Origin of the sequence: Ornithinimicrobium avium (assembly GCF_003351765.1) — a bacterium.
GTDB lineage: Bacteria > Actinomycetota > Actinomycetes > Actinomycetales > Dermatophilaceae > Ornithinicoccus > Ornithinicoccus avius.
On record NZ_CP031229.1, the window covers coordinates 3,305,406 to 3,326,672 of the forward strand.

At 73.7% G+C, this 21,267-nt stretch carries 21 protein-coding genes; 15 read left to right on the forward strand and 6 right to left on the reverse strand.

Translation table 11 applies throughout. The features are described 5' to 3' along the window. Positions 1–75: 75 nt before the first annotated feature. Positions 76–915, forward strand: coding sequence for a 16S rRNA (cytidine(1402)-2'-O)-methyltransferase (gene rsmI, locus DV701_RS15155; protein ID WP_114929462.1), 840 nt, complete (start codon positions 76–78; stop codon positions 913–915). A gap of 91 nt (positions 916–1,006) precedes the next feature. Beyond that, positions 1,007–1,435, forward strand: coding sequence for a hypothetical protein (locus tag DV701_RS15160; RefSeq protein ID WP_114929464.1), 429 nt, complete (start codon positions 1,007–1,009; stop codon positions 1,433–1,435). On the opposite strand, the gene DV701_RS15165 is transcribed toward DV701_RS15160, so the two are convergent. The 3 genes from DV701_RS15165 to DV701_RS15175 all read right to left on the reverse strand — a co-directional run bounded on the left by DV701_RS15165 (position 1,432) and on the right by DV701_RS15175 (position 3,398). Continuing rightward, positions 1,432–1,686: a hypothetical protein gene (locus DV701_RS15165; RefSeq protein ID WP_114929466.1), complete on the reverse strand. Its 255-nt coding sequence runs from the start codon at positions 1,684–1,686 to the stop codon at positions 1,432–1,434. The two genes, DV701_RS15160 and DV701_RS15165, sit on opposite strands and share 4 nt — an antisense overlap. Before the next feature lie 40 nt (positions 1,687–1,726). Continuing rightward, positions 1,727–2,698, reverse strand: coding sequence for an SPFH domain-containing protein (locus DV701_RS15170; RefSeq protein WP_114929468.1), 972 nt, complete (start codon positions 2,696–2,698; stop codon positions 1,727–1,729). An 88-nt stretch (positions 2,699–2,786) separates the two neighbouring features. Further along, positions 2,787–3,398 (reverse strand): DUF4126 domain-containing protein, encoded by a 612-nt coding sequence (locus tag DV701_RS15175; protein ID WP_114929470.1) that lies wholly within the window; start codon positions 3,396–3,398, stop codon positions 2,787–2,789. Between the two features lie 196 nt (positions 3,399–3,594). Between DV701_RS15175 and DV701_RS15180 the strand changes: the two genes are divergently transcribed. Beyond that, a complete protein-coding gene (locus DV701_RS15180) occupies positions 3,595–4,089 on the forward strand; it encodes a SigE family RNA polymerase sigma factor (protein ID WP_228255066.1) in 495 nt (164 codons plus the stop codon). Then, positions 4,082–6,277 (forward strand): hypothetical protein, encoded by a 2,196-nt coding sequence (locus DV701_RS15185; RefSeq protein ID WP_114929474.1) that lies wholly within the window; start codon positions 4,082–4,084, stop codon positions 6,275–6,277. Before DV701_RS15180 ends, DV701_RS15185 begins: the two co-directional genes overlap by 8 nt. A 104-nt stretch (positions 6,278–6,381) precedes the next feature. Here DV701_RS15185 and DV701_RS15190 read toward each other — a convergent pair whose 3' ends face one another. Both DV701_RS15190 and DV701_RS15195 read right to left on the reverse strand, forming a co-directional pair. Further along, on the reverse strand, positions 6,382–6,768 hold the full coding sequence (locus tag DV701_RS15190; RefSeq protein WP_114929476.1) for a DUF3037 domain-containing protein: 387 nt from the start codon (positions 6,766–6,768) through the stop codon (positions 6,382–6,384). Then, positions 6,765–7,538 carry a HipA family kinase gene (locus tag DV701_RS15195; protein WP_114929478.1) on the reverse strand — a complete coding sequence of 258 codons (774 nt, stop codon included), beginning with the start codon at positions 7,536–7,538 and terminating at the stop codon, positions 6,765–6,767. The genes DV701_RS15190 and DV701_RS15195 overlap by 4 nt, the downstream gene beginning before the upstream one ends. A 78-nt stretch (positions 7,539–7,616) precedes the next feature. Here DV701_RS15195 and DV701_RS15200 point away from each other — a divergent pair, with 78 nt between their 5' ends. From DV701_RS15200 to DV701_RS15230, 7 genes are all read left to right on the forward strand, one after another. Next, positions 7,617–8,573 carry a cytochrome b/b6 domain-containing protein gene (locus DV701_RS15200; RefSeq protein WP_228255067.1) on the forward strand — a complete coding sequence of 319 codons (957 nt, stop codon included), beginning with the start codon at positions 7,617–7,619 and terminating at the stop codon, positions 8,571–8,573. Positions 8,574–8,668: 95 nt separating this feature from the next. Further along, positions 8,669–9,154, forward strand: coding sequence for a SigE family RNA polymerase sigma factor (locus tag DV701_RS15205; RefSeq protein ID WP_162803073.1), 486 nt, complete (start codon positions 8,669–8,671; stop codon positions 9,152–9,154). Further along, complete coding sequence (locus DV701_RS15210) at positions 9,147–10,508, forward strand: hypothetical protein (protein ID WP_114929482.1); 1,362 nt, start codon at positions 9,147–9,149, stop codon at positions 10,506–10,508. The genes DV701_RS15205 and DV701_RS15210 overlap by 8 nt, the downstream gene beginning before the upstream one ends. 83 nt (positions 10,509–10,591) lie before the next feature. After that, complete coding sequence (locus DV701_RS15215; protein WP_114929484.1) at positions 10,592–11,623, forward strand: GNAT family N-acetyltransferase; 1,032 nt, start codon at positions 10,592–10,594, stop codon at positions 11,621–11,623. Positions 11,624–11,684: 61 nt separating this feature from the next. Next, on the forward strand, positions 11,685–13,508 hold the full coding sequence (metG, locus tag DV701_RS15220; protein ID WP_114929486.1) for a methionine--tRNA ligase: 1,824 nt from the start codon (positions 11,685–11,687) through the stop codon (positions 13,506–13,508). A gap of 22 nt (positions 13,509–13,530) precedes the next feature. Further along, positions 13,531–14,376, forward strand: coding sequence for a TatD family hydrolase (locus tag DV701_RS15225; protein WP_114931241.1), 846 nt, complete (start codon positions 13,531–13,533; stop codon positions 14,374–14,376). A gap of 29 nt (positions 14,377–14,405) precedes the next feature. Next, positions 14,406–15,710 carry an FAD-dependent oxidoreductase gene (locus DV701_RS15230; protein WP_162803074.1) on the forward strand — a complete coding sequence of 435 codons (1,305 nt, stop codon included), beginning with the start codon at positions 14,406–14,408 and terminating at the stop codon, positions 15,708–15,710. 50 nt (positions 15,711–15,760) lie between these two features. Here the strand turns inward: DV701_RS15230 and DV701_RS15235 are convergent, their stop codons facing one another. Then, positions 15,761–16,108 (reverse strand): thioredoxin family protein, encoded by a 348-nt coding sequence (locus DV701_RS15235; protein ID WP_114929490.1) that lies wholly within the window; start codon positions 16,106–16,108, stop codon positions 15,761–15,763. Between the two features lie 80 nt (positions 16,109–16,188). On the opposite strand from DV701_RS15235, the gene rsmA reads away from it, so the two are divergent. Genes rsmA through DV701_RS15255 form a run of 4 tightly spaced genes read left to right on the forward strand, consistent with a single transcriptional unit; the run spans position 16,189 to position 21,244 of the window. Next, positions 16,189–17,076 carry a 16S rRNA (adenine(1518)-N(6)/adenine(1519)-N(6))-dimethyltransferase RsmA gene (gene rsmA, locus DV701_RS15240; RefSeq protein ID WP_228255068.1) on the forward strand — a complete coding sequence of 296 codons (888 nt, stop codon included), beginning with the start codon at positions 16,189–16,191 and terminating at the stop codon, positions 17,074–17,076. Position 17,077: 1 nt separating this feature from the next. Further along, positions 17,078–18,391: an MFS transporter gene (locus tag DV701_RS15245; protein ID WP_114929492.1), complete on the forward strand. Its 1,314-nt coding sequence runs from the start codon at positions 17,078–17,080 to the stop codon at positions 18,389–18,391. Between the two features lie 10 nt (positions 18,392–18,401). Beyond that, complete coding sequence (locus DV701_RS15250; RefSeq protein ID WP_114929494.1) at positions 18,402–19,397, forward strand: 4-(cytidine 5'-diphospho)-2-C-methyl-D-erythritol kinase; 996 nt, start codon at positions 18,402–18,404, stop codon at positions 19,395–19,397. Continuing rightward, positions 19,397–21,244 carry an ABC-F family ATP-binding cassette domain-containing protein gene (locus DV701_RS15255; protein ID WP_114929496.1) on the forward strand — a complete coding sequence of 616 codons (1,848 nt, stop codon included), beginning with the start codon at positions 19,397–19,399 and terminating at the stop codon, positions 21,242–21,244. The genes DV701_RS15250 and DV701_RS15255 overlap by 1 nt, the downstream gene beginning before the upstream one ends. Positions 21,245–21,267: the final 23 nt, after the last annotated feature.

The following is a 21,267-nucleotide window of genomic DNA, read 5'->3' on the forward strand; positions in this document are numbered from 1 at the left end:
GCCGCACACCAGCACCACCGGACCCCCGGCCCGCCGACGGCGCACCGGGGGTCCGTGCGTCGTAGCCTGCACCCCATGACCACCGGAGCCCTCGTCCTGGCCGCCACCCCGATCGGGGACCCGCGGGACGCCAGCCCCCGGCTGCTGCAGGAGCTGTCCGGGGCGGACGTCGTCGCGGCCGAGGACACCCGGAGGCTGCGCCGGCTGGCCGAGCGGCTCGGGGTCCGGGTCGGCGGCGAGGTCGTCAGCTACCACGAGCACAACGAGGCCTCCCGCACGCCCGACCTCCTCGCCCGGATCGCCGCCGGGGACCGGGTGGTGCTGGTCACCGACGCGGGCATGCCGTCCGTCTCCGACCCCGGCTACCGGCTCGTCTCCGCGTGCGTCGAGGAGGGGCTGCCGGTCACCGGCGTGCCCGGCCCGTCGGCGGTCCTCATGGCGCTGGCCCTGTCCGGGCTGCCGGTCGACCGGTTCTGCTTCGAGGGCTTCCCGCCCCGCAGGCAGGGGGAGCGCGCACGGGTCCTGGCCGCGCTGGCCGCCGAGCCGCGCACGATGGTCTTCTTCGAGGCGCCGCACCGGCTCGCGGCGACGCTGACGGCGATGGCCTCCGCGCTGGGGGAGGACCGGCCGGCGGCCGTGTGCCGGGAGCTGACCAAGACCTACGAGGAGGTCCGCCGCGGAGGGCTCGCCGAGCTCGCGACCTGGGCCGCCGAGGGCGTCAGGGGGGAGATCACCGTCGTGGTGGCGGGGGCGGACCCGCTGGCGGGCGGGCCGCAGGAGGCGAAGGACGTCATCCCCCAGGTGCTGGCGCGGGTGGCGGCCGGCGAGCGGCTCAAGGACGTGTGCCGGGACGTCGCCGCGGCGACCGGCCTGTCGGTCAAGGAGCTCTACGACGGCGCCCTCGCCGCCCGCTGACCGACCGCGCGGTCTTGACACGAGGCCGACCGGCGACAGACTTGGTCCGACGCCTCGAGGTGGAGGCGCGCTGGGACTTGGAGGTCGGCACGTGGTGATCAACTGGCGGGCGATCCTGTCCGGCCTGCTCGGCGGGGCGGTGGCCGCCTGGGTCGCGGGGTATGCGGTCACGACCGTCCTGCACGCCGCCTCCGGCGCCTACTCGACCGGGGACATGGTGCGCGCCGGTGCGGTCGCGCTCGGCGGCGGCGTGCTCGGAACGCTGCTCGGGTGGCTGGGCAACGGCCGACGGGCCTCGGGCCTGAGCGGGATCGCGGCGATCGTCTCGTTCGTGGGGGCCGTGTGGGCCACGGTCGCGTGGGTGCGTGTGGTGGGGCCGACCGACGAGACCGGCCTCTACGTCGTGGGTGCGATCATCCTGCTCGGGGTGGCCCTCGTGGCGCTGGTCGCGGTGTGCGGGCTGACCGTCGCGCTGCTGCGGCCCGCCTCAGCGGCGGCCCGCCCGGCGACCGACGTCTAGGAGCGGTCGCCGCGCTGCCCCTTGGGCGGACGCCCGCGACGGGGCAGCGGGCCGGCGTCGCGCGGTGCGCGCCCGGCGCGTCGCAGGCCGTCCCGCAGCAGCAGCTCGACCTGGGCGTTGACGCTGCGCAGCTCGTCGGCCGCCCACCGCTGCAGGGCCTCGTGGACCGCCGGGTCCAGGCGCAGCAGGACGGACTTGCGCTCCGCCCCGGCACGGCGCCTGGGCGGGCGGTCCTCCTGCTCCTCGCTCATCTCAGGTCCGCTCACGGGTCGGTGCGTCCGGCTCCGCCGCTCAGGCGTAGAGCGACCCCGCGTTGACGACGGGGGTCGTCCCGCGCTCGGAGCAGAGCACCACGAGCAGGTTGGAGACCATCGCCGCGCGGCGCTCGTCGTCGAGGTCCACGAGCCCCTTGTCCTCCAACCTGTGCAGGGCGTTCTCCACCATGCCGACCGCGCCCTCGACGATCTTCTCGCGGGCGGCGATGATCGCCGAGGCCTGCTGGCGCTGCAGCATGGCCTGGGCGATCTCCGGGGCGTAGGCCAGCGCCGAGATCCGCACCTCGATGACCTCCAGGCCGGCGAGGGTGATGCGCTCGGCCACCTCGGTGGCCAGCTCTCCGGAGATGACGTCGGTGTCGCCGCGCAGGCTGACCGCCGAGGCGTCGGCGTCGTAGGGGTGGCTCATCGCCACGTGGCGCAGCGCCGACTCGGCCTGGACGGCGACGAAGTCCTCGTACTCCTCCACCGAGAAGGTGGCGCGGGCGGTGTCGGCGACCTGCCAGACGACGATCGCGGCGATGTTGATCGGGTTGCCGTCGGCGTCGTTGACCTTGAGCTCGTGGGTCTCGAAGTTGTGCACGCGCACCGAGACGTTCTTGCGGGTGCTCAGCGGCACCGTCATCCGCAGCCCGGGCCGGCGCACCGTCCCGATGTAGCGGCCGAAGAACTGGACGACCTTGGTGTGCCCGGGGGCGACGATCGTCAGCGAGGCCAGGAGCAGGATCGCGACCAGGGCCAGGATGCTGCCGATGGTGAGGCCGGCGGCCCCGCCCTCGCCCGCGTCGGCCGCGATCGCCCCCACGGCGAACTGCCACACGCCCACCCCCAGCAGGGCGAGCGCGAGCACCAGCCCGCCGAAGCCGTCGACCGACCAGGCGCGGCGCTCGGTGATGTCGACGCGGGTCCCGTCGGGACCGACCGGGCGGCCCGCGGGTTCGCCGCCCGTGGACTCGTCCGTCTGCGGCTGCGTGGTCGGCTCGGTCATGGTGCACCCCTTCGGATCAATGTGAGATCAAAATGATATCACTTTATTGACCCAGGGGCTCCGCCGGGCGCCGCGCAGGGGAGTGGCCTCAGCTGTAGCCGGCGTCGGCCATCAGCTGGTCGCGACGCCTGCGACGCTGCCAGCGCCGTCGCCACAGGGCGAAGCCGCCCCACAGCAGGAGCAGCAGCAGGAAGATGACGAGCACCGGCAGGAAGATCGCCACCAGGCTCAGCGTCACCGACGCGCCGTCCTCGGCCGCGGAGACGACCGGCGTCCCGAGCCCGGCGGTGCCGACGTTGACGACCGGCCGGGTGACCGCCTTGCCGGTGTGCACGATCCCGGCGGTGATGATGCCGAGCAGGACGCCCACCCAGGGGTTGTCGGCCAGGAACGAGGAGCTCTTCTCGAAGTCCTCCGCCGCCGTGGTCGCGGCGAAGATCAGCCCCCCTGTCGCCGGGCGCACGAAGGTGCCCACGGCGTCGTTGAGGTGGTCGACGACCGCGACCTTGTCGAGGACCACCTCGGAGAGCAGCAGCGCCGCCGCGATCCCGATCGCCCAGTTGGACTCGATCCAGGCGTACTGGTGCGGCAGGGTGATGACGTCGGTGAACCGGGCGATCAGCGCCACGAGGAGGAACGGGATGTAGGCGTTCAGCCCCGCGGCCGCGGACAGGCCGGCTCCGGTGAGGGCAGCGAGCATGCGACGGCCTCGCCTTTCGTCTCTCGGCCGTCCCCCGGCGGGGGGCGGTCGTCCACAGTCAACCACGGGGTATGCCGTGCTTCTTCCCGGTCGGCGGCGGTGCGCTGACCCGGACCCCTCCGCCCTGCCCCCAACCTTTCCTGCCCTCGTTCCGTTACCGGTGCGAGGGCAGGACAGGATGAGACCAGGAGGCTCGGTGCAGACCAAGGATGAGGACGACGCGGCATACGTCGAGTTCGTCGACGCGTCCAGATCGACGCTGCTCGCCTACGCCTGGTTGCTCACCGGCGAGGGGAGCGCCGCCGAGGACCTGGTCCAGGAGACCTTCGTGCGGGTCTACGTCCGGTGGCGCAAGGTGCGCGACGGGCAGCCGCTGGCCTACGGGCGCAAGGTCCTGAGCAACCTGCACACCGACCGGTGGCGCTCGCGCCGTCGCGAGGTGCTGCGGGGGGAGGTGCCGGAGACGGCATACACCTGCGACCCGATGACCACGGACCTGGTGCGCGCGCTGCAGCGGCTGTCGCCGCGGGAGCGCGAGTGCGTGGTGCTGCGGCACTACCTGGACCTGTCCGAGAAGGAGACCGCCGCCACGCTGGCGATCAGCGTGGGCAGCGTCAAGAGCTATACGTCCAAGGGGCTGGCGGGACTGCGCCCGCTGCTCGCCGTGACCGAGGTGGAGCGTCATGTCTGAACATCAGCTGAGCGAGCTGCTCGACCGGGCCGTCCACGACGCACCCCCGATGCACCTGACCGGGGAGGCGATGCTCGAGGCGGGCAGGGGGCGTGTCCGGAGGCGCCGCGCGACCGGGATCGGCGTGGCCGTCGGGTCCCTTGCCGTGGTGGCCGCCGTGTGGGGAGGCCTCGCCGGCGGTGGGTCCGGGATGCTCACCGGGACGACCGACATCCAGCCGGCGTCGACGCTGTGGGAGCCGGGCGAGACCGTGGAGGGCACGCTGTTCACCGGAGTGCACACGGTCGACCAGGACCAGGTCGGGCACTCCTACGCGGCGGAGCTGTCGCGCGCGTCGGGCCAGGGGCCGGTCACGCTGGTCCTCTCCGACGGCGGTGGCGTGGTGGAGAGAGTCCCGGCGGCCTCGCCGGTGCCGGGCCTGGACGTCTTCTCCGGCGAGCGGATGACCGTCGCGGTCTGGGCCGAGCCGGACGGTGTTGTCGCCTCGGTGCCCCTGGTCGGGCCGCACGACCCCGGCGGGCCGGCGAACGTGCAGCACGCGGAGGTCGGCGGCGAACAGCTCGCCTATGCCGTGTGGTCGGCGGACGTGGTGCCGCTCCCGGAGCAGCTGGTGGACGTCTACCTGGTGGGCCGGGACCGCGCCGTGGCGCTTTCGGGCGCACCGGTCCGGTGGGTCGGGGCTGGGACGGCCGGGCACCGTCTGCACGCCTTCGCCGACGAACGGCGCGGCGTCGTGGGCTGGGCGGTCGACGACCAGGAACCCGTGCTCACCCAGCTCGGCGACCGACCGGCCCAGGCCTTCTCCTCCGGCGCGCTCTCCTCGGGCGGCACCGAGACCCGGGTGCTCGTGCTGCCGGAGGGCTCCGAGGTGGAGGGGACCGCGGACGAGGACGAGCGCGGGGTCGACTGGGTCGCGACGACGCTTCTCGACCGCCCCCTGGCCCTGGTCGTCCGCGAGGACGCGGGGCAGAGGCCGCCGTCGGACGTGAGGTTCACGCTCGGTGGCACGTCCTCCACCTTCGACGCCTACGTCGAGGACCTGAACGTGCTGGACGTGGACGGCACCGCGCTGGTGGCGCAGCCAGGCGAGGGACAGGGGGAGGTCACCCTGTGGCGGCGCGACACGGACGAGCCGGAGGCGACCTTCGGGGCCGGTGGCGCCTTCGCGGTGCAACCGGTCGGTGGCAGCCTGGTCGTGCTCGCGGAGGGCTGGGACACCGACGCGACCGTCCGGGCCGACGCCCGGGTGGAGGTCACGCGGGACGGGGCCGCCCGGTGGGTCGCGCCGACGGACCTCGCCCAGGTGGCGCTCGACGACGGCCGCCTCGTCACGCTCCTGGCGGTCGACGCCGAGGACGGCCTCGAGGTGACGGGCGTCGGGCTCGAGCGGGGCGGGGAGGTCGAGCGCTGGGCGCCGCCGGCCGGGACTCTCGGCGAGGGCGTCGAGCTGCTGGTCGCGGACGGGAAGGTCGTGCCCTCCGTCGACGGGCAGCAGCTCGTGCAGGTGGGCGGGTCGAGTCTCGGTGACGCCCGGCTCTACCGCCGTCCGGCCGACGCCCCGGGCGACGACCTGCTGGTGCTGCCCGCCGGTCTGGACAGCGACGTGGTGGTCCCCGTCCTGCGCAAGGGCGACGGTGCCGACCCGGCACCGTGGCTGCTCGGGGCGACCGTCTCGGTGCCCACGGAGGCCGGTGCGGTGCGGGTGGTGGCGGTGCCGCCGGGGACGATCGAGAAGGGCGTGCAGCTGGCCCTGCGCTCGGCCACCTCCGCCGTCAACACGTGGACGCTCATGGGCGCCTCACCCAGCGGCCACCTGGTCCTTGACCCCGGCCTCGTCGTCACCGTGGGCGCCGACGGCTGGCTGCTCTACGAGAAGGGCGACGCCTCGGACGGCGGCGGGCTGCGCGCAGGCATCGTCGGCCAGACGCTCGCCGAGCTGCAGCGCCCCGACGAGCCGTCCCGCTACGACCTCGTCGCGGTGCTCCCTGCCGGGTCCGACCCGGAGCTGATCGCCGGTCCGGGGGTCGAGGTGCACGCGTCCACCACCTATCAGGGCCCGGTCGGGGGGGTTGAGGTGTGGACCGCCGACGTGAGCGTCCCCGACGGCGTCTCGCCGGCCGCCGCGGTACCCTGCCTTGACCTCGACGGTGACGGCGAGCCGGACCTCCGGCCGGCCTCGCGCGGCTGACAGCGGGTGGCCGACCAGCGGACCTGTGCACCGTAGAACGACGTGTGCGCGAGGTATTTCCTAGGCATAAGTCCGGAAACGGTGCACAGGTCGGTCAGGGCGGGTCACCTCGTTCGCACCAGCACGCCCACGAGGTGCTCCAGCGTGGCGGCAGGGTCCTGCGTCGTCCCGCCGTGCACCGGCCCGGGCTGCACGATGGTGCTCCGTGGAGCGCTCAGCCAGCCGAACCGCGGCCCGGGGCGCCCCGGCGGCGGGGTGCCGGGGGAGCGCTCGCCGGCGGCGACACGGCATACCGTCTCCAGCGCGGCGCGCACCGCGTCGAGGTCGAGGTCCGGCGCCAGCGCGAGCACCCGCGCCCCGTCCAGCTCGAAGGCGGCCTCAAGGAAGTCCGCCTCCTGGCTGTAGAGCACCACTCCGACGTTGACGAACTCCTCGCGCTCGACGCGGGGGACGAGGCGCAGGACGACGTACTGGTAGTCGACGGTGGTCACGAACCGCCTCCCGGCAGCCAGACCTGCGGCATCGCCACGCGCGCCAGCAGGTGGTCGAGGTATGCCGTGCGCACCGCGTCCGTGTCCGGCAGGTGGTCGGTGGTCTCGAGCCACTCGTCGGGGACCTGGTCCACGACGTCGGCGACGAGGTCGGCGGTGACCCGCGGCGCGAGGGTGGCATGGGCGCCGGGCAGGTCGGTCGCGACCGCGCCGAGCACGTGGTCGTCGGCGCCGACGCGGAAGGGCTGGTGCGCGAAACGCTCGGCGTCGGGAGCGCGGCCCGGCCAGGAGTGGTGGAACCAGAGCGCGGCGCCGTGGTCGATGAGCCAGGTCCTGCGGTGCCAGGTCAACAGGTTGGGGTTGGACCAGGTGCGGTCGACGTTGGCGGTGAAGGCGTCCAGCCAGAAGATCTGCGCGGCGAGCTCGGCGCCGGGCGGGTGCGAGCCGTCGTACCCGAGAGCGCCCGGCAGCAGGTCCACGCCGAGGTTGGTGCCGGGGGAGGCGTTGAGCAGGTCCTGCACCTCCGCGTCGGCCTCGTAGCGCGCCATCGCCGGCGGCAGGTCGATCGTGACCAGGCGCGGGACCGGCAGCCCGAGCCGACGGGCCAGCTCGCCGACGACGACCTCGGCGACGAGCACCTTCACCCCCTGGCCGGCGCCGCGGAACTTCACGACGTAGGTCCCCAGGTCGGCGCCCTCGACCACGCCCGGCATCGACCCGCCCTCGCGCAGGGGCGTGACGTAGCGGACGGCGGTGACGTGGTCGAGCACGAGCGACAGGCTATCGGCAGGGTGTCGGGAGCGGACCCGTCGTCGGTCCGGGACGCGACATCTGGTAAATAGAGCATTATGACGAAGCTCTCACCGCCGCGCGTGCCGAAGATGTCCGCGCTGCGCGCGTCCCGCTGGTTCCCGCTGGTCTGGGCGCTGCCGCTGGCCGCCGTGCTGCTCGTGCTGGCGGTGCTCGGCTCGCAGTGGTTCCTGCGCTCGTCGGCGGGCCAGGAGTTCCTGGCGGCCTACCCCGGCGCGTCCGCGGTGCCGGAGGGCACTCCCGAGGGCTTCCCCTGGTGGATGAAGTGGCAGCACGCGCTGAACTTCTTCCTCATCGTCCTCATCATCCGCGCCGGCTGGCTGCTGCGCGTCCAGCAGCGGCCGGAGGCCTACTGGACGCGGCGCAACACCGGACGGTTCAAGACCAGGAAGCCGCCGACGAAGATGAGCCTCTACCTGTGGCTGCACCTGCTCATGGACGCGCTGTGGGTGCCCAACGGCATCCTCTTCGGGGTCCTGCTGCTCGTGACCGGCAGCTGGCGGCGCATCGTGCCGACGAGCTGGGACGTCTTCCCCAACGCGGTGTCGGCCGCGCTGCAGTACCTCTCCCTGAACTTCCCGGTCAACGAGCCGTTCCTGAACTACAACGCGCTGCAGGTGCTGGCCTACTTCACGACCGTGTTCGTCGCGGCCCCGCTGGCGGCGGTGACCGGCATCCGCATGTCGCCGGCCTGGCGCGCGGAGTGGAAGATCTCGAAGGTCTACCCGGTCGAGCTCGCCCGCGCCCTCCACCTGCCGACGATGTTCTACTTCGTCGTCTTCATCGTCACCCACGTCGCCCTGGTCCTGGTCACCGACCTGCGGCTCAACCTCAACGCGATGTACTCCTGGCACGACGAGCCGAACCCGACCAGCTGGTGGGGGCTGGTGGTCTTCATGGGCGTGCTCGTGGTCGTGGTCGCCGGCTGGGTGGCGGCCCGGCCGATCTTCATGCAGTCGGTCGCCAGCATGTCCGGGAAGGTGACCCGACGGTAGGAGGCCCCAACCGCGGTACAACCTTTGCGCGGCCTGGCGCGTTGGGGACCCGTGGGACGGCACAGTTGACCGTCACGGGTCGGAGGAGGTCGGTCGTGCGCAGGCAGCAGGAGGAGACGTTCGTCGCGTTCGCGACGGCCGCCAAGCCGTGGCTGCTGACGACCGCCTGGATGCTGGCCGGCGACCCGCACACCGCCGAGGACCTCGTCCAGGAGACCCTGGTCCGCCTCTACACGCGGTGGTCGCGCGTCGGCCACCAGCAGCCCGCCGCCTACGCCCGCCGGGTCCTGGCCAACCTGCACACCGACCGGTGGCGGCGCACCCGCCGGGAGGTCCTCGTCGAGGACCACGCGGAGCGCTCGGGCGGCCACGCCCCGGACCCGGTCCTCGTCGACCTCGTCCGGGCGCTGCAGGGCCTGGGCCCGCGCGAGCGCGAGTGCGTGGTTCTGCGCCACTACCTGGACCTGTCCGAGAAGCAGACCGCCGAGGCGCTGGGCGTCAGCGTCGGCGCGGTCAAGGGCTACACCTCGCGCGGGCTGGGCGCCCTGCGCGACGTGCTCAAGGAGGCCGACCATGTCTGACCGCGACGTCACCGCGCTGCTCGACCGGATGGCTTCGGCCACGCCGCCCATGGACGTCTCGGTCCCGGAGGTCGTGACCACCGCCCGGCGCCGCGTCCGCCGCCGCCGCGTCCTGTCCTCGGGTATGACGCTCGCCTCCCTCGTCCTGCTCGTCGCAGCCTGGGTCGGGATGGGACAGGGCGGGGACGGTCTCCGTTGGACCCAGCAGGTCTCCCCGGCCGGGTCCTGGGAGGTGGACGAGCCGTCGCCGGTCGAGCTGCCCGACGGGCTCGCGCTCGTGGGCGACGTCCAGCCGCTGACCCTGAGTCGTGGTCCGGGAGGGTCCGAGGCGAGCTTCCGGGTGGACGGCCTCGAGGAGACCGCCGAGGGCCGGACCCTCGCCGACGGCGTCGAGGTCTACCGGGGCGTGCGCGGCACCCTCGTCGTGTGGCAGGCGAGGCCCGGGGTGCACGGCCAGCTGCACCCGGTCCCGGCCGTGACGCGTGGCTGGGCGGAGGTCACCGTCGCCGGAGAGCGGCTGGCCCTCGTGGCCATCGACGACGCCGGCTACGAGCCCGAGGACGTGCTGTTCTTCGACGAGCACTCCCTGTGGACAGCGAAGGGGGCGGCGGTGGAGACGGAGCACCTGCGCGACGGGCGCGTCGAGGTCACCGTCTACGGCATACCCGAGCTGGACGTGTCCGGGTACACCGACGGCGCGAGCCTGTACGACGTCGACACCCTCACCGTCTCCAGCGTCGACCGGCCCTGGTGGCGGGGCGGAGGATATGACCTCGCGACCGTCGCGCGGCTGCCGCGCCAGGCCGTCTTTGCCCGGGAGGTCCTCGTCGACGGCAGCGAGGTGGTGCGCGCCTCCGAGCCGCGCCTGACCTCGCTGGTGGGGGGCTGGTCGATGGTGCTCTTCGTCTCCGACTGGGCCGGTGGCGGACCGGAGTCGCAGGATCTCGTCTACACCGTCGAGTGGTCGACCGACGGCGAGACGTGGCACGAGCAGTCGCCGGCACAGACGCGGGCGCCCACCCCGACGCAGGGACGGGTCGGCCCCGGCGGCGAGGTGACGCTCCTGGGCACGACCTACCGGGTCGCCCTCGACAGCCACGGCTGGCCGGAGCTCCTCGAGGCCGACGGGACGGTCTTCCTGCGCGTCTCCGACGACGAGGGCCCGCCGGCGGGGGACGGCAGCGGCATGGTCATGTGGCGCGCGCACTGGTGGCCCTGGTCGGACCGCGACGTGGTCCACTTCCGGCTGGACGGCCAGCCCGAGCTGGTCCCTGGTGAGGAGGGCCGGGACCGCGTCACCGTCACCGGGCCTGCGGGCGAGGTAGGGCTGGTCGCGGTCCCGGCTGGCTCCTGACCCTAGAGCCGAGGCCCGGGAACCGGTGGCGAGGTCCGCAAACCCTGTTGCGCCGGAGCGCCGTCCGTGCCGACGATGAGGCGATGAGCCACACCCCGTACCCGATCCGGACCGAGCGGCTCCTCGTGCGCATGCTGCGTGAGGAGGACGTCGACGTCCTCACGGCATACCGCAACGACCCCGAGGTCGCGCGTCTGCAGGACTGGGATCTGCCCTGGCCGCGCGAGCGGGCCGAGCGGCTGGTCGCCGCGCACGCCGACCGGAGGGACGTCGTGCCGGGGACGGGCACCCAGCTGGCCCTCGACCTCGACGGCGAGCTGGTCGGCGACCTCTACGTCGGGCTCGACGAGCACTGCGGGGTGGCCGAGCTCGGCTTCACCCTCGCCGCCGCCCACCAGGGCTGCGGGTATGGCGTGGAGGCGGTCTGCGCGGTCGTCGACGACCTCGTCGACCGGCTGGGGGTGCACCGGCTCGTGGCCGAGCTCTCCCCCGACAACCTCGCCTCGGCGCGGCTGCTGGAACGGGTCGGGATGACCTTCGAGCACCTCGCCGAGAAGTCCTTCTGGTGGCGCGGCGCGTGGGACGACAACCTCTGGTACTCGATGACCGCGGACGGGCGGCGGGCCTGGCGCGACCGCCCGCGCACGCCGCCCCAGGACGTGCGGCTGGTCGAGCTCACGCACGAGAACGCCGCGACCTACGGCCGGCTGCGCACCCACCGGACGCAGGAGAGGTTCGTGGCCACCATGGCCGACTCCTACACCGACGCGCTCTTCCCCGAGCCGGAGGGCGGCCACCCCGTGCTCCCCGTGCTGCGCGGGATCGAGGCCGACGGCGAGCCGGCCGGGTTCCTCATGTATGCCGACGGGATCAACGAGGGCACCCCCGAGCCCTACCTGTGGCGCTTCCTCGTCGACCGGCGCCACCAGGGCCGGGGCATCGGCAGGCGTGCCCTTCAGCGGTGGGCCGCGGACCTGCGAGCCGCCGGTCACACGGTGGCGGTGACCAGCTGGGTGCAGGACCCCGGCGGCCCGGAGCCGTTCTACCTCCAGCTCGGGTTCGTGCTGACCGGCGAGAGGGACGAGGGGGAGGCGGTCGCGCGACTGGAGCTGTGAGCCGCGAGGTGACGCAGCGGCCCGGAAGGAGGGGGAGGCACCGGACCTAGACTGTGGCCCCATGACCCACGTCCTGACCTCCGTCGCCTGGCCGTACGCCAACGGTCCGCGCCACATCGGCCACGTCGCCGGCTTCGGCGTCCCGTCCGACGTCTTCAGCAGGTACATGCGGATGGCCGGCCACGACGTGCTCATGGTCAGCGGCTCCGACGAGCACGGCACGCCGATCCTGGTGCAGGCCGACAAGGCGGGGATGACGCCGCAGGAGTTCATCGACGTCAACCACCGGCTCATCGCCGAGGACCTCGTCGCTCTCGGGGTCTCCTACGACCTCTACACGCGCACCACGACGGCCAACCACCACCAGGTCGTGCAGCAGATGTTCCTGGCCTGCTACGCCAACGGCTACATGGTCGAGCAGACGCAGCTGGTGGCGATCAGCCCCTCGACCGGCCGCACGCTGCCGGACCGCTTCATCGAGGGCACCTGCCCGATCTGCGGCTACGCCGAGGCGCGCGGCGACCAGTGCGACAACTGCGGCAACCAGCTGGACCCCACCGACCTGATCGAGCCGCACTCCAAGATCAACGGCGAGACGCCGGAGTTCAAGGACACCCAGCACTTCTTCCTCGACCTGCCGGCGCTCGCCGAGGCCCTGGGGGAGTGGCTGGACGGGCGCGAGGCCAGTGGGCTGTGGCGCCCCAACGTCATCCGCTTCTCCACGAACATCCTGCAGGAGATCCGCCCGCGCGCGATGACGCGCGACATCGACTGGGGGATCACCGTCCCGCTGCCGGGGTGGGCGGAGCACCCGACCAAGAAGCTCTACGTGTGGTTCGACGCGGTCATCGGCTACCTCTCGGCGTCCGTCGAGTGGGCCCGGCGGCTCGGGGACGGCCACGAGGAGCGGTGGCGCGACTGGTGGAACGACCCGGAGGCGCTGTCCTACTACTTCATGGGCAAGGACAACATCACCTTCCACTCCCAGATCTGGCCGGCGGAGATGCTCGCGCACAACGGGGAGGGCAGCAGAGGCGGTGAGCAGGGCCCCTTCGGCCACCTCAACCTGCCCACCGAGGTCGTCTCCAGCGAGTTCCTCACGATGGAGGGCAAGCAGTTCTCCACCTCGCGCTCGATCGTCATCTACGTCCGCGACGTGCTGGACCGCTACCAGCCCGACGCGCTGCGCTACTTCCTCTCCGCCGCCGCGCCCGAGACGCACGACTCCGACTTCTCCTGGCCGGAGTTCCTCAAGCGCACGAACACCGAGCTCGTCGCGGGTTGGGGCAACCTGGTCAACCGCACCGCTTCGATGATCGCCAAGAACTTCGGGCAGGTCCCTGCCGCGGGCGAGCTCGAGGACGTCGACCGGGCGCTGCTGGAGCAGGTCCGCGCCGGGTTCGGCGCCGTCGGCGGCCTCATCGGTGCCCACAAGCAGAAGGCGGGGCTGGCCGAGGCGATGCGCCTGGTCGGTGAGGCCAACGCCTACGTCTCCACGACCGAGCCGTTCAAGCTCAAGGGGGAGGACCAGCGCGAGCGTCTCGGCACGGTGCTGCACGTGCTCGCCCAGGCGGTCGTCGACCTCAACACCATCCTCTCGCCCTACCTGCCGCACAGCTCGACCGCGGTCCACCACGCGCTGGGAGGCGAGGGCATCTTCCAGCCGATGCCGCAGATCCAGGAGGTCAGCGACCTGGACGACCCGTCGATCGGCGATTATCCGGTCATCACCGGCGACTACACCTCGGCGCCCCGCTGGGAGCACCGCCCCGTCACCGTGGGCGCGCCCGTGGCCAAGCCGTCGCCGATCTTCACCAAGCTCGACCCGTCGGTGGTCGAGGAGGAGCGGGCGCGGCTCGGGCTGGTCGACGGGGCCGGGGTATGACGTGGCGCCGGTGGGTGCGGCCGTGACCGCCGAGCGTCGCGCCGGGCGGCCCCCCGCGCCCGACCCGCTGCCCATCCCGGTGGCGGACAACCACTGCCACCTGGACGTCCGGCGCGACGACGCGCCCCTCGTCGGGCTCGAGCAGGTCGTGGCCGAGGCAGCAGCCGTCGGCGTCGACCGGCTCGTGCAGATCGGCAGCGACATCGGGTCCGCGCGGTGGACGGTCTCGGTCCTCGACGACCACCCCGCGGTCCTGGGCGGCGTGGCGATCCACCCCAACGAGGCACCCGGTCACGAGACGGCCGGCGACCTGGACGAGGTGATCGACGAGATCGCCGCCCTCGCCCGGCACCAGCGGGTCCGGGTGATCGGGGAGACCGGCCTGGACTACTTCCGCACCGGGACCGAGGGCGTCGCGGCGCAGCACCACGCGTTCCGCCGGCACATCGCGCTGGCCAAGGAGCTGGACCTGGCCCTGCAGATCCACGACCGGGACGCCCACGAGGACGTGCTGCGGATCCTGGCCGAGGAGGGTGCACCGGCGAGGACGGTCCTGCACTGCTTCTCCGGCGACATGGCGATGGCGCAGGAGTGCGTGCGCCGCGGCTACTACCTGTCCTTCGCGGGCACCGTGACCTTCAGGTCGGCCAAGGGCCTGCGCGACGCCCTGGCCGTCACGCCGGTCGAGCACCTGCTCGTCGAGACCGACGCCCCGTACCTCACCCCGACCCCGCACCGGGGCCGGGCCAACGCGCCCTACCTGATCCCGCTGACGGTGCGGGCGATGGCGGCGACGCTCAACACCAGCGTGCCCCAGCTGTGCCGGGCGCTCTCCGACAACAGCGAGCGCGTCTACGGGCCCTGGTGACCTCGCCGGCGGCGGGGGACAATGGAGCCGTGCGCGTCGCAGTGGTGGGGTCCGGTCCGGCGGGGATGTATGCCGCCGCGCTCCTCGCGCAGGACGAGCGGGTCGACGCGGTCGACGTGCTCGACGCCCACCCGACCCCCTTCGGGCTCGTCCGGCACGGCGTGGCACCCGACCACCACTCGACGATGTCCGTCGCCCAGGTCCTGACCCGCACCCTCGAGCTGGACGGCGTGCGGTTCTTCGGCAACGTCACGGTGGGCAAGGACGTGAGCCGCGCCGAGCTCCTCGAGCGCTACGACGTCGTCGTCTACGCCGTCGGGGTGGACCGGGACAGGGAGCTGGGCGTCCCCGGAGTGGTCGGCTCGCTCCCTCTCATCGAGTGGTACACCGGCCTGCCCGGCTGCCCCGCGCTCGACCTGTCCGGGGTCCGTTCCACGGTCGTCGTGGGTGGTGGCAACGTCGCGCTCGACGTCGCGCGCCTGCTGCTGCTCGACGCCGCCGAGCTGCGCCGCTCGGCGATGCCCGACGACGTCCTCCTCGCCTACTCGGGAGCCCGCGTGGAGCAGGTCCACCTCGTCATCCGTCGCAGCGCCCTGGACGTGAAGTTCTCCGTGCCCATGCTCCGGGAGCTGCTCGCCGTGCCCGGCCTGGGCACCGAGCTCGACCCGCCCGGTCTGCCGCCCGTCCCGGACGACCTGTCCGGGGTCGAGGGACGGCAGGTGGCCAAGCGGCTCAGTCTCTTCGCCGAGGCGGCGGCCCGCACGCAGGAACGTGACGACCTGTCACGGCTCGTGGTCTTCCACTTCGGCAGCGAGGTCGTCGAGGTCGGCCCGGCCGGGCCGGACGGGGCGGCGGAGGTCGTCCTGGAGCGGTCGGGGCGCGAGCCGCTCGTCCTCACCTCGGGCCTGACGGTGAGCGCGATCGGCTACCACGGCACGCGGGTGCCCGACCTGCGCTACGACGAGAGCACCTCGACCATCCCCAACGCGGACGGGCTCGTCACCGGCAACGAGCCCGGGGTCGCCGGGCGCGAGTTCGTGGTCGGCTGGGCGGGCCGCGCGCCGACGGGCGTCATCGGGACCAACCGCTCGGAGGCGGCACGGACGGTGGAGACGATCTGGCGGACCGTCGGGGAGGAGGTGCCCGCGCGCCCTCGACCGGGGGTCGAGGACCTGGCGGCACTCCTGCACGGTCGCGGGGTGCGCTTCGTCGACGCGGACGGCTGGCGACGGATCGAGGCGGCCGAGCGGGAGCGAGGCGTGACGCGCGAAGCGCCGCAGGTCCGGATCAACGACCCTGACGAGCTGCTCTCCCGGGGGACCTCCGACCGCTGACGACGGCCATCGCGCGGCGGTCCGGGGTGGGGTGCGGACCGGTACGGCCGTCAGCGGGCTGCGCCGGTCTGCGGACCAGGTGCGGCGATCCGGGCCAGTGCGGCGTCGACGGCCTCCCGACCGGTCGGCCGGACGACCCGGTCGACCTCCACGCCGTCGAGCAGGAAGATCAGCGTCGGCCAGAGCTTGACCCGGTAGGAACGCCCCAGCGCCCGCCCGCGGCCGTCCTCGACGGCGTGCACCGGAACGTCCGGGTGCTCGGCCAGGGCCGGGTCGACGTAGCGCTCCGCCGCCCGGCAGTAGCCGCACCAGGTGGTGCCGAACATGACGACGGCCGGCCCCTCGGCCGCCTCCAGGGTCTCCCGCGCGGGCTGCTCCGGGCTGTAGGTGGTGCTCATGGCTCCAGCATCTCCGGCCCCGATCGTGACCGGACCACCGGGTGGGTGCAGGGCGTTGTCCGTCCCTGGATAATGCAGCCGTGAGCGAGCCCGAGGAGAGCACCGCCGTGACCCTGCTCGGCCCTGCGCAGATCCGCGACCTCGCCGCCCGGCTCGGCATCCGCCCCACCAAGCAGTGGGGGCAGAACTTCGTCATCGACAAGGGCACCGTCCGGCGCATCGTCCGGGCGTCCGAGATCACCGCCGAGGACGTCGTCCTCGAGGTCGGCCCGGGACTGGGCTCCCTCACGCTGGCGATGCTGCCGCACGCCCGGCACGTGACGGCCCTGGAGATCGACCCGGTCCTCGCAGAGCAGCTGCCGAGGACCGTCGCCGACCTCGCGCCGGACCTGCTCGACCGGCTCGACGTGGTGCACGCCGACGCGCTGCGCGTCGCCGAGATCCCCGGTCCTGCGCCCACGGCGTTGGTCGCCAACCTGCCGTACAACGTCGCCGTGCCGGTCGTCCTGCACCTGCTCGCGACCGTCCCGACGCTCGAGACGGTCCTCGTCATGGTCCAGCTCGAGGTCGCCGAACGCCTCGCCGCCGGCCCGGGGAGCAAGGTCTACGGGGTGCCGAGCGTCAAGGCCGGCTGGTATGCCGAGGTGACCGGAGCCGGGCGCATCGGGCGCACGGTCTTCTGGCCTGCGCCCAACGTCGACAGCGGACTGGTCCGCATGGTGCGCCGCGACCCGCCGGTGACGCTGGCCACGCGCCCGGAGGTCTTCGCGGTCGTCGACGCCGCCTTCGCCCAGCGGCGCAAGACGCTGCGCGCCGCGCTGTCGGGCTGGGCCGGGAGCGGTGCCGCGGCGGAGCAGGCGCTGCGCGCGGCCAGCGTCGACCCGCGCGCCCGGGGCGAGGTGCTGACCGTCGAGGATTTCGCCCGGATCGCCGAGCACCGTCCGCGGACCGAGCGGGTCGAGCGTTGAGGTGTACCGGCAGCTCGCCTGGCCGGTCTTCGTCCCCTCCGTCCTCGTCGGCGTGGCGCGCGGCGCCACCCTGCCGGTGTCCGTGCTGGCCGCGATGCAGCTGGGAGCCTCCGCGGCTCTGGCCAGCCTCATCATCGCGCTGGTCGGTGGCGCGGCGCTGCTCACGACCGTGCCTGCCGGCCGGTTCATCGACCACGTCGGGGACCGTCCGGCGATGCTCGTCTCCGTGGCGGCCGGCGCGGTCTGCACGGCCGCGATCGTCGGCGCCCTGGTCTGGGGTGGTCAGGGAGCGCTGAGCCTCTTCGTCGTCGCCATGGTGCTGAACGCACCGGTGATGTCGGTCTGGACCCTCTCCCGACAGGCGCTCGTCGCCGACCAGGTCCCCACCGTGCAGCGCGGCCGGGCGATGACCGCGCTGGGGGGCACCCTGCGGGCGGGCAACCTGGTGGGGCCGCTGCTGGGCGCCGCGCTCCTGCTGCGCCTGCCGATCTGGTCGGTCTACGTGCTGAGCATCGGGTGCGCGCTGCTCGCGCTCGCCGTCCTCTACAGCCCGGCCGGCGCGGCGCTCGACGTGGCGGCCCGGGAGCGCGGGGGCGGGCGCGGCGCACGCCCGGCAGGAGGACCGGGACGGGCCCTGGTCGCGCCCGGGGCACAGAGGGCGGGCGCGAGCCTGCCCACCGGCCCGGCGTCGGCCCACGTCCGGTGGCGGGCCGTGACGCTCGCCGGTGCCGCGGTGGGCGCCCTCGCCGTCGCCCGCGCGGCCCAGCCCGTCGCCCTGCAGCTCTGGGGCGTGCAGCTCGGCCTGACGGCCTCGGCGATCTCCACCCTGGTCGCCGTCGGCGCCGCGGTCGAGCTGGTCCTCATGCTGCCCGGCGGGCACCTCAAGGACCGTGTCGGGCGCACGCCGGTGCTGATCGTGTGCCTCGCCGTCTACGGCGCCGGGTTCCTGCTCATGCCGACCCTCCCGTCGCCGCCGGGCATGGTCACGGCGGTCCTGGTCATGGCGCTGGGCAACGGTCTGGGTGCCGGGATCAACATGACGATCGGCGCGGACCTGAGCCCGGAGGTGGGCCGGGCCCGCTTCCTCGGCGTCTGGGCGCTGTTCAGCGGAGCGGGTGTGCTCCTCGGACCCGCGACGGTGTCCGCCCTGGTCGCGATCGGGGGAATCGGCCTCGCCCTCACGGGCGTCGGCGGGGTGGCGCTGGGCGGTGCCGCGTGGACCGCGGCGGTCGCGCGTGCCGTCGGCCTGCCGCGCGGCCTGGGCCGCGACGCACCCGGCACGCCCCCCGCCTCGGGACCCCCGCCGACCCCATAGGGTGAGGCGCATGAGCCCTGGGACGAGCACCGACTCCGTCGCCGTGCGCGTGCCCGGCAAGGTCAACCTCGAGCTGCTCGTCGGTGCGCAGCGCGAGGACGGCTACCACGAGGTGTCCACCGTCTACCAGGCCGTCAGCGTCTATGACCGCGTCACCGTCCGCCCGGCCGAGCGGTGGTCGGTGAGCGTGACCGGTCCCTACGCCGACCGCGTCCCCACCGGCGACTCCAACCTCGCCCTGGTCGCGGCCAAGACCCTCGGCCGGCGCCGCCCGCGGCACGGCCGGTCCTCGCCGGTGCACGTCGAGATCGACAAGACGATCCCCGTCGCCGGCGGGATGGCCGGCGGCTCGGCCAACGCGGCGGCCGCCCTGGTGGCCTGCCGCGAGCTGTGGCAGCTGGACCACGTCGACAACGAGCTGCTCGACCAGATCGCCTCCGGGCTCGGCTCGGACGTCACCTTCCTCCTCCATGGCGGGACCGCGATCGGCTCCGGCCGCGGCGAGCAGGTCACCCCGGTGCTGGGCCGCGGGGAGCTGCACTGGGTCCTGTGGGTCGGTGAGGGCCTGGAGCTGTCGACCCCCGAGGTGTATGCCGAGTGCGACCGTCTCCGCGAGGCCGCCGGTGAGACGCCCCCCGCCCCCGAGCCCTCCAGCGAGCTGCTGACGGCCCTGCGCCGGATGGACGCCGCGGACGTCGCGGCCGCGCTGCACAACGACCTCCAGGCCGCCGCGGTCTCGCTGCGGCCGGAGCTCGCCGGGGTCATCGAGGCCGGCACCGAGCTGGGCGCCCTCGGTGCGATGGTGTCCGGGTCCGGTCCGACGGTCGCCTTCCTGGCCGGGTCGCAGACCGAGGCCATCGACCTCTCCGTCGGACTGGCCGCCAACGGGCCCGTCGGCGACATCGTCCGCGCCATCGGCCCCGTGCCCGGCGCCCAGGTCGTCCAGCACCTGCGCACCCCGCCCCCGGCGCCGCCCACCCGGCCGGTGGGGCCGGTCACCGGCTGATGGCGGCCCCGCCCGCCAACCTCGTCGCCCTCGACCGCGCCCGGCTGGTCGCCGGCACCCAGGTGCTGCTCGACGACGTGTCCGTAGGCGTCTCCGACGGCGACCGGATCGGTGTGGTCGGCCGCAACGGTGGCGGCAAGTCCTCCCTGCTGGGGGCCCTGGTCGGCACCCGCCCGCTGGACGAGGGCAGGGTCGTGCGGGCCGGCGGCGTGAGTGCCGGGATGCTCGGCCAGGTCGACGCCCTCGACCCCGTCGCCACCGTCCGCGAGGTGGTCCTGGGCGATCTCGCCGAGCACGTGTGGGCCGGCGACCCTCGCGTGCGCGAGGTGCTCGACGGGCTGCTCGGCGGCACCGACGCGCAGGCGCTCGGCGGCTGGGACGCGGTCGTGGGGCCGATGTCGGGCGGTGAGCGCCGCCGGCTCGCGCTGGCCGCCCTGCTCGTCGCCGACCCCGACCTGCTCGTCCTCGACGAGCCCACCAACCACCTGGACGTCGAGGGGGTCGCCTGGCTCGCGGCATACCTGTCCTCGAGGCGTCCGCGGAGCGGCAGCGGGCTGCTCGTGGTGACCCACGACCGATGGTTCCTGGACGCGGTGAGCACCCGCACCTGGGAGGTCGCCGACGGTCAGGTGCACGTCTACGAGGGTGGCTACGCCGCCTACGTCCTCGCCAGGGTCGAGCGCCAGCGGGTCGCGAAGGTGACCGAGGAGCGGCGGGCCAACCTGGCCCGCAAGGAGCTGGCCTGGCTGCGGCGCGGTCCCCCGGCGCGCACGAGCAAGCCGCGCTTCCGGATCGAGGCGGCGACCGCGCTGATCGAGGGGGAGCCGCCGCCGCGCGACTCGGTCGAGCTGGTGCGCTTCGCCACGACACGGCTGGGCAAGGACGTCTTCGACCTGGTCGACGCCACGGTCACGGTCGGCGACCGCACGCTGCTGGAGGACGTCACCTGGCGGATCGGGCCGGGCGACCGCTACGGCGTCGTGGGTGTCAACGGCGCGGGCAAGTCCACCCTGCTGCGGGTGCTCCAGGGTCAGCACCCGCTGGCCGCCGGCCGGCTCAGGACGGGCAAGACGGTGCAGGTCGCCTGCCTGAGCCAGGAGCTGCGCGAGCTGGACCGGGTCGCCGGGTGGAGCGTCATCGACTCGATCACCGAGGTGCGCAGCTTCACCATGATCGGGGGCAAGGAGGTCTCGGCCTCCTCCCTGGCCCAGCGGCTCGGCTTCACCGGCGGTCGGCAGCAGTCGCGGGTGGGTGACCTCTCCGGCGGGGAGCGGCGCCGGCTGCAGTTCGTCCGGCTGCTCATGGACGAGCCCAACGTGCTCATGCTCGACGAGCCGACCAACGACCTGGACATCGACACGCTCACCTCGATGGAGGACGTCCTCGACGGCTGGGCCGGGACGCTGCTCGTCGTCTCCCACGACCGCTACCTGCTCGAGCGGATGACCGACCGGCAGGTGGCGCTGCTCGGCGACGGCACGCTGCGCGACCTGCCCGGCGGGGTCGAGCAGTACCTCGAGCTGCGAGCTCGGATTCGCGAGGCAGGCAGGGTGACGTCGGCGCGGAGCACCTCCGCGCCCTCGTCCGCAGGCTCCGGAGGGGCGTCGACGCCGCGGGCGGCCTACACCCCGGCGCAGGTGCGCGAGGCCCGCAAGACCCTCGCCCGGGTCGAGCGGGCGCTGGACCGGCTGCACGAGGAGGAGGTGCTGCTGCACGACCAGATGGCCGCGGCGGCCACCGACCCTACGAGGCTGGCGGAGCTCACCGAGGCGCAGCGCACCCTGGCCGAGCAGGAGGAGGCCCTGGAGCTGGAGTGGCTGGAGGCCTCCGAGGCGGCCGAGGGCTGAGGGGGGCTCCACCCGCAGACCCG

Bases quoted from the DNA above. Each gene is read 5' to 3' on its own strand.
- DV701_RS15235 (WP_114929490.1), bottom strand. From the start codon at position 16,108: ATGAGCACCACCTACAGCCCGGAGCAGCCCGCGCGGGAGACCCTGGAG.
- DV701_RS15175 (WP_114929470.1), bottom strand. From the start codon at position 3,398: ATGCTCGCTGCCCTCACCGGAGCCGGCCTGTCCGCGGCCGCGGGGCTG.
- DV701_RS15200 (WP_228255067.1), top strand. From the start codon at position 7,617: ATGACGAAGCTCTCACCGCCGCGCGTGCCGAAGATGTCCGCGCTGCGC.
- DV701_RS15250 (WP_114929494.1), top strand. From the start codon at position 18,402: ATGAGCCCTGGGACGAGCACCGACTCCGTCGCCGTGCGCGTGCCCGGC.
- rsmI (WP_114929462.1), top strand. From the start codon at position 76: ATGACCACCGGAGCCCTCGTCCTGGCCGCCACCCCGATCGGGGACCCG.
- DV701_RS15185 (WP_114929474.1), top strand. From the start codon at position 4,082: ATGTCTGAACATCAGCTGAGCGAGCTGCTCGACCGGGCCGTCCACGAC.
- metG (WP_114929486.1), top strand. From the start codon at position 11,685: ATGACCCACGTCCTGACCTCCGTCGCCTGGCCGTACGCCAACGGTCCG.
- DV701_RS15255 (WP_114929496.1), top strand. From the start codon at position 19,397: ATGGCGGCCCCGCCCGCCAACCTCGTCGCCCTCGACCGCGCCCGGCTG.
- DV701_RS15165 (WP_114929466.1), bottom strand. From the start codon at position 1,686: ATGAGCGAGGAGCAGGAGGACCGCCCGCCCAGGCGCCGTGCCGGGGCG.
- DV701_RS15215 (WP_114929484.1), top strand. From the start codon at position 10,592: ATGAGCCACACCCCGTACCCGATCCGGACCGAGCGGCTCCTCGTGCGC.
- DV701_RS15210 (WP_114929482.1), top strand. From the start codon at position 9,147: ATGTCTGACCGCGACGTCACCGCGCTGCTCGACCGGATGGCTTCGGCC.
- DV701_RS15170 (WP_114929468.1), bottom strand. From the start codon at position 2,698: ATGACCGAGCCGACCACGCAGCCGCAGACGGACGAGTCCACGGGCGGC.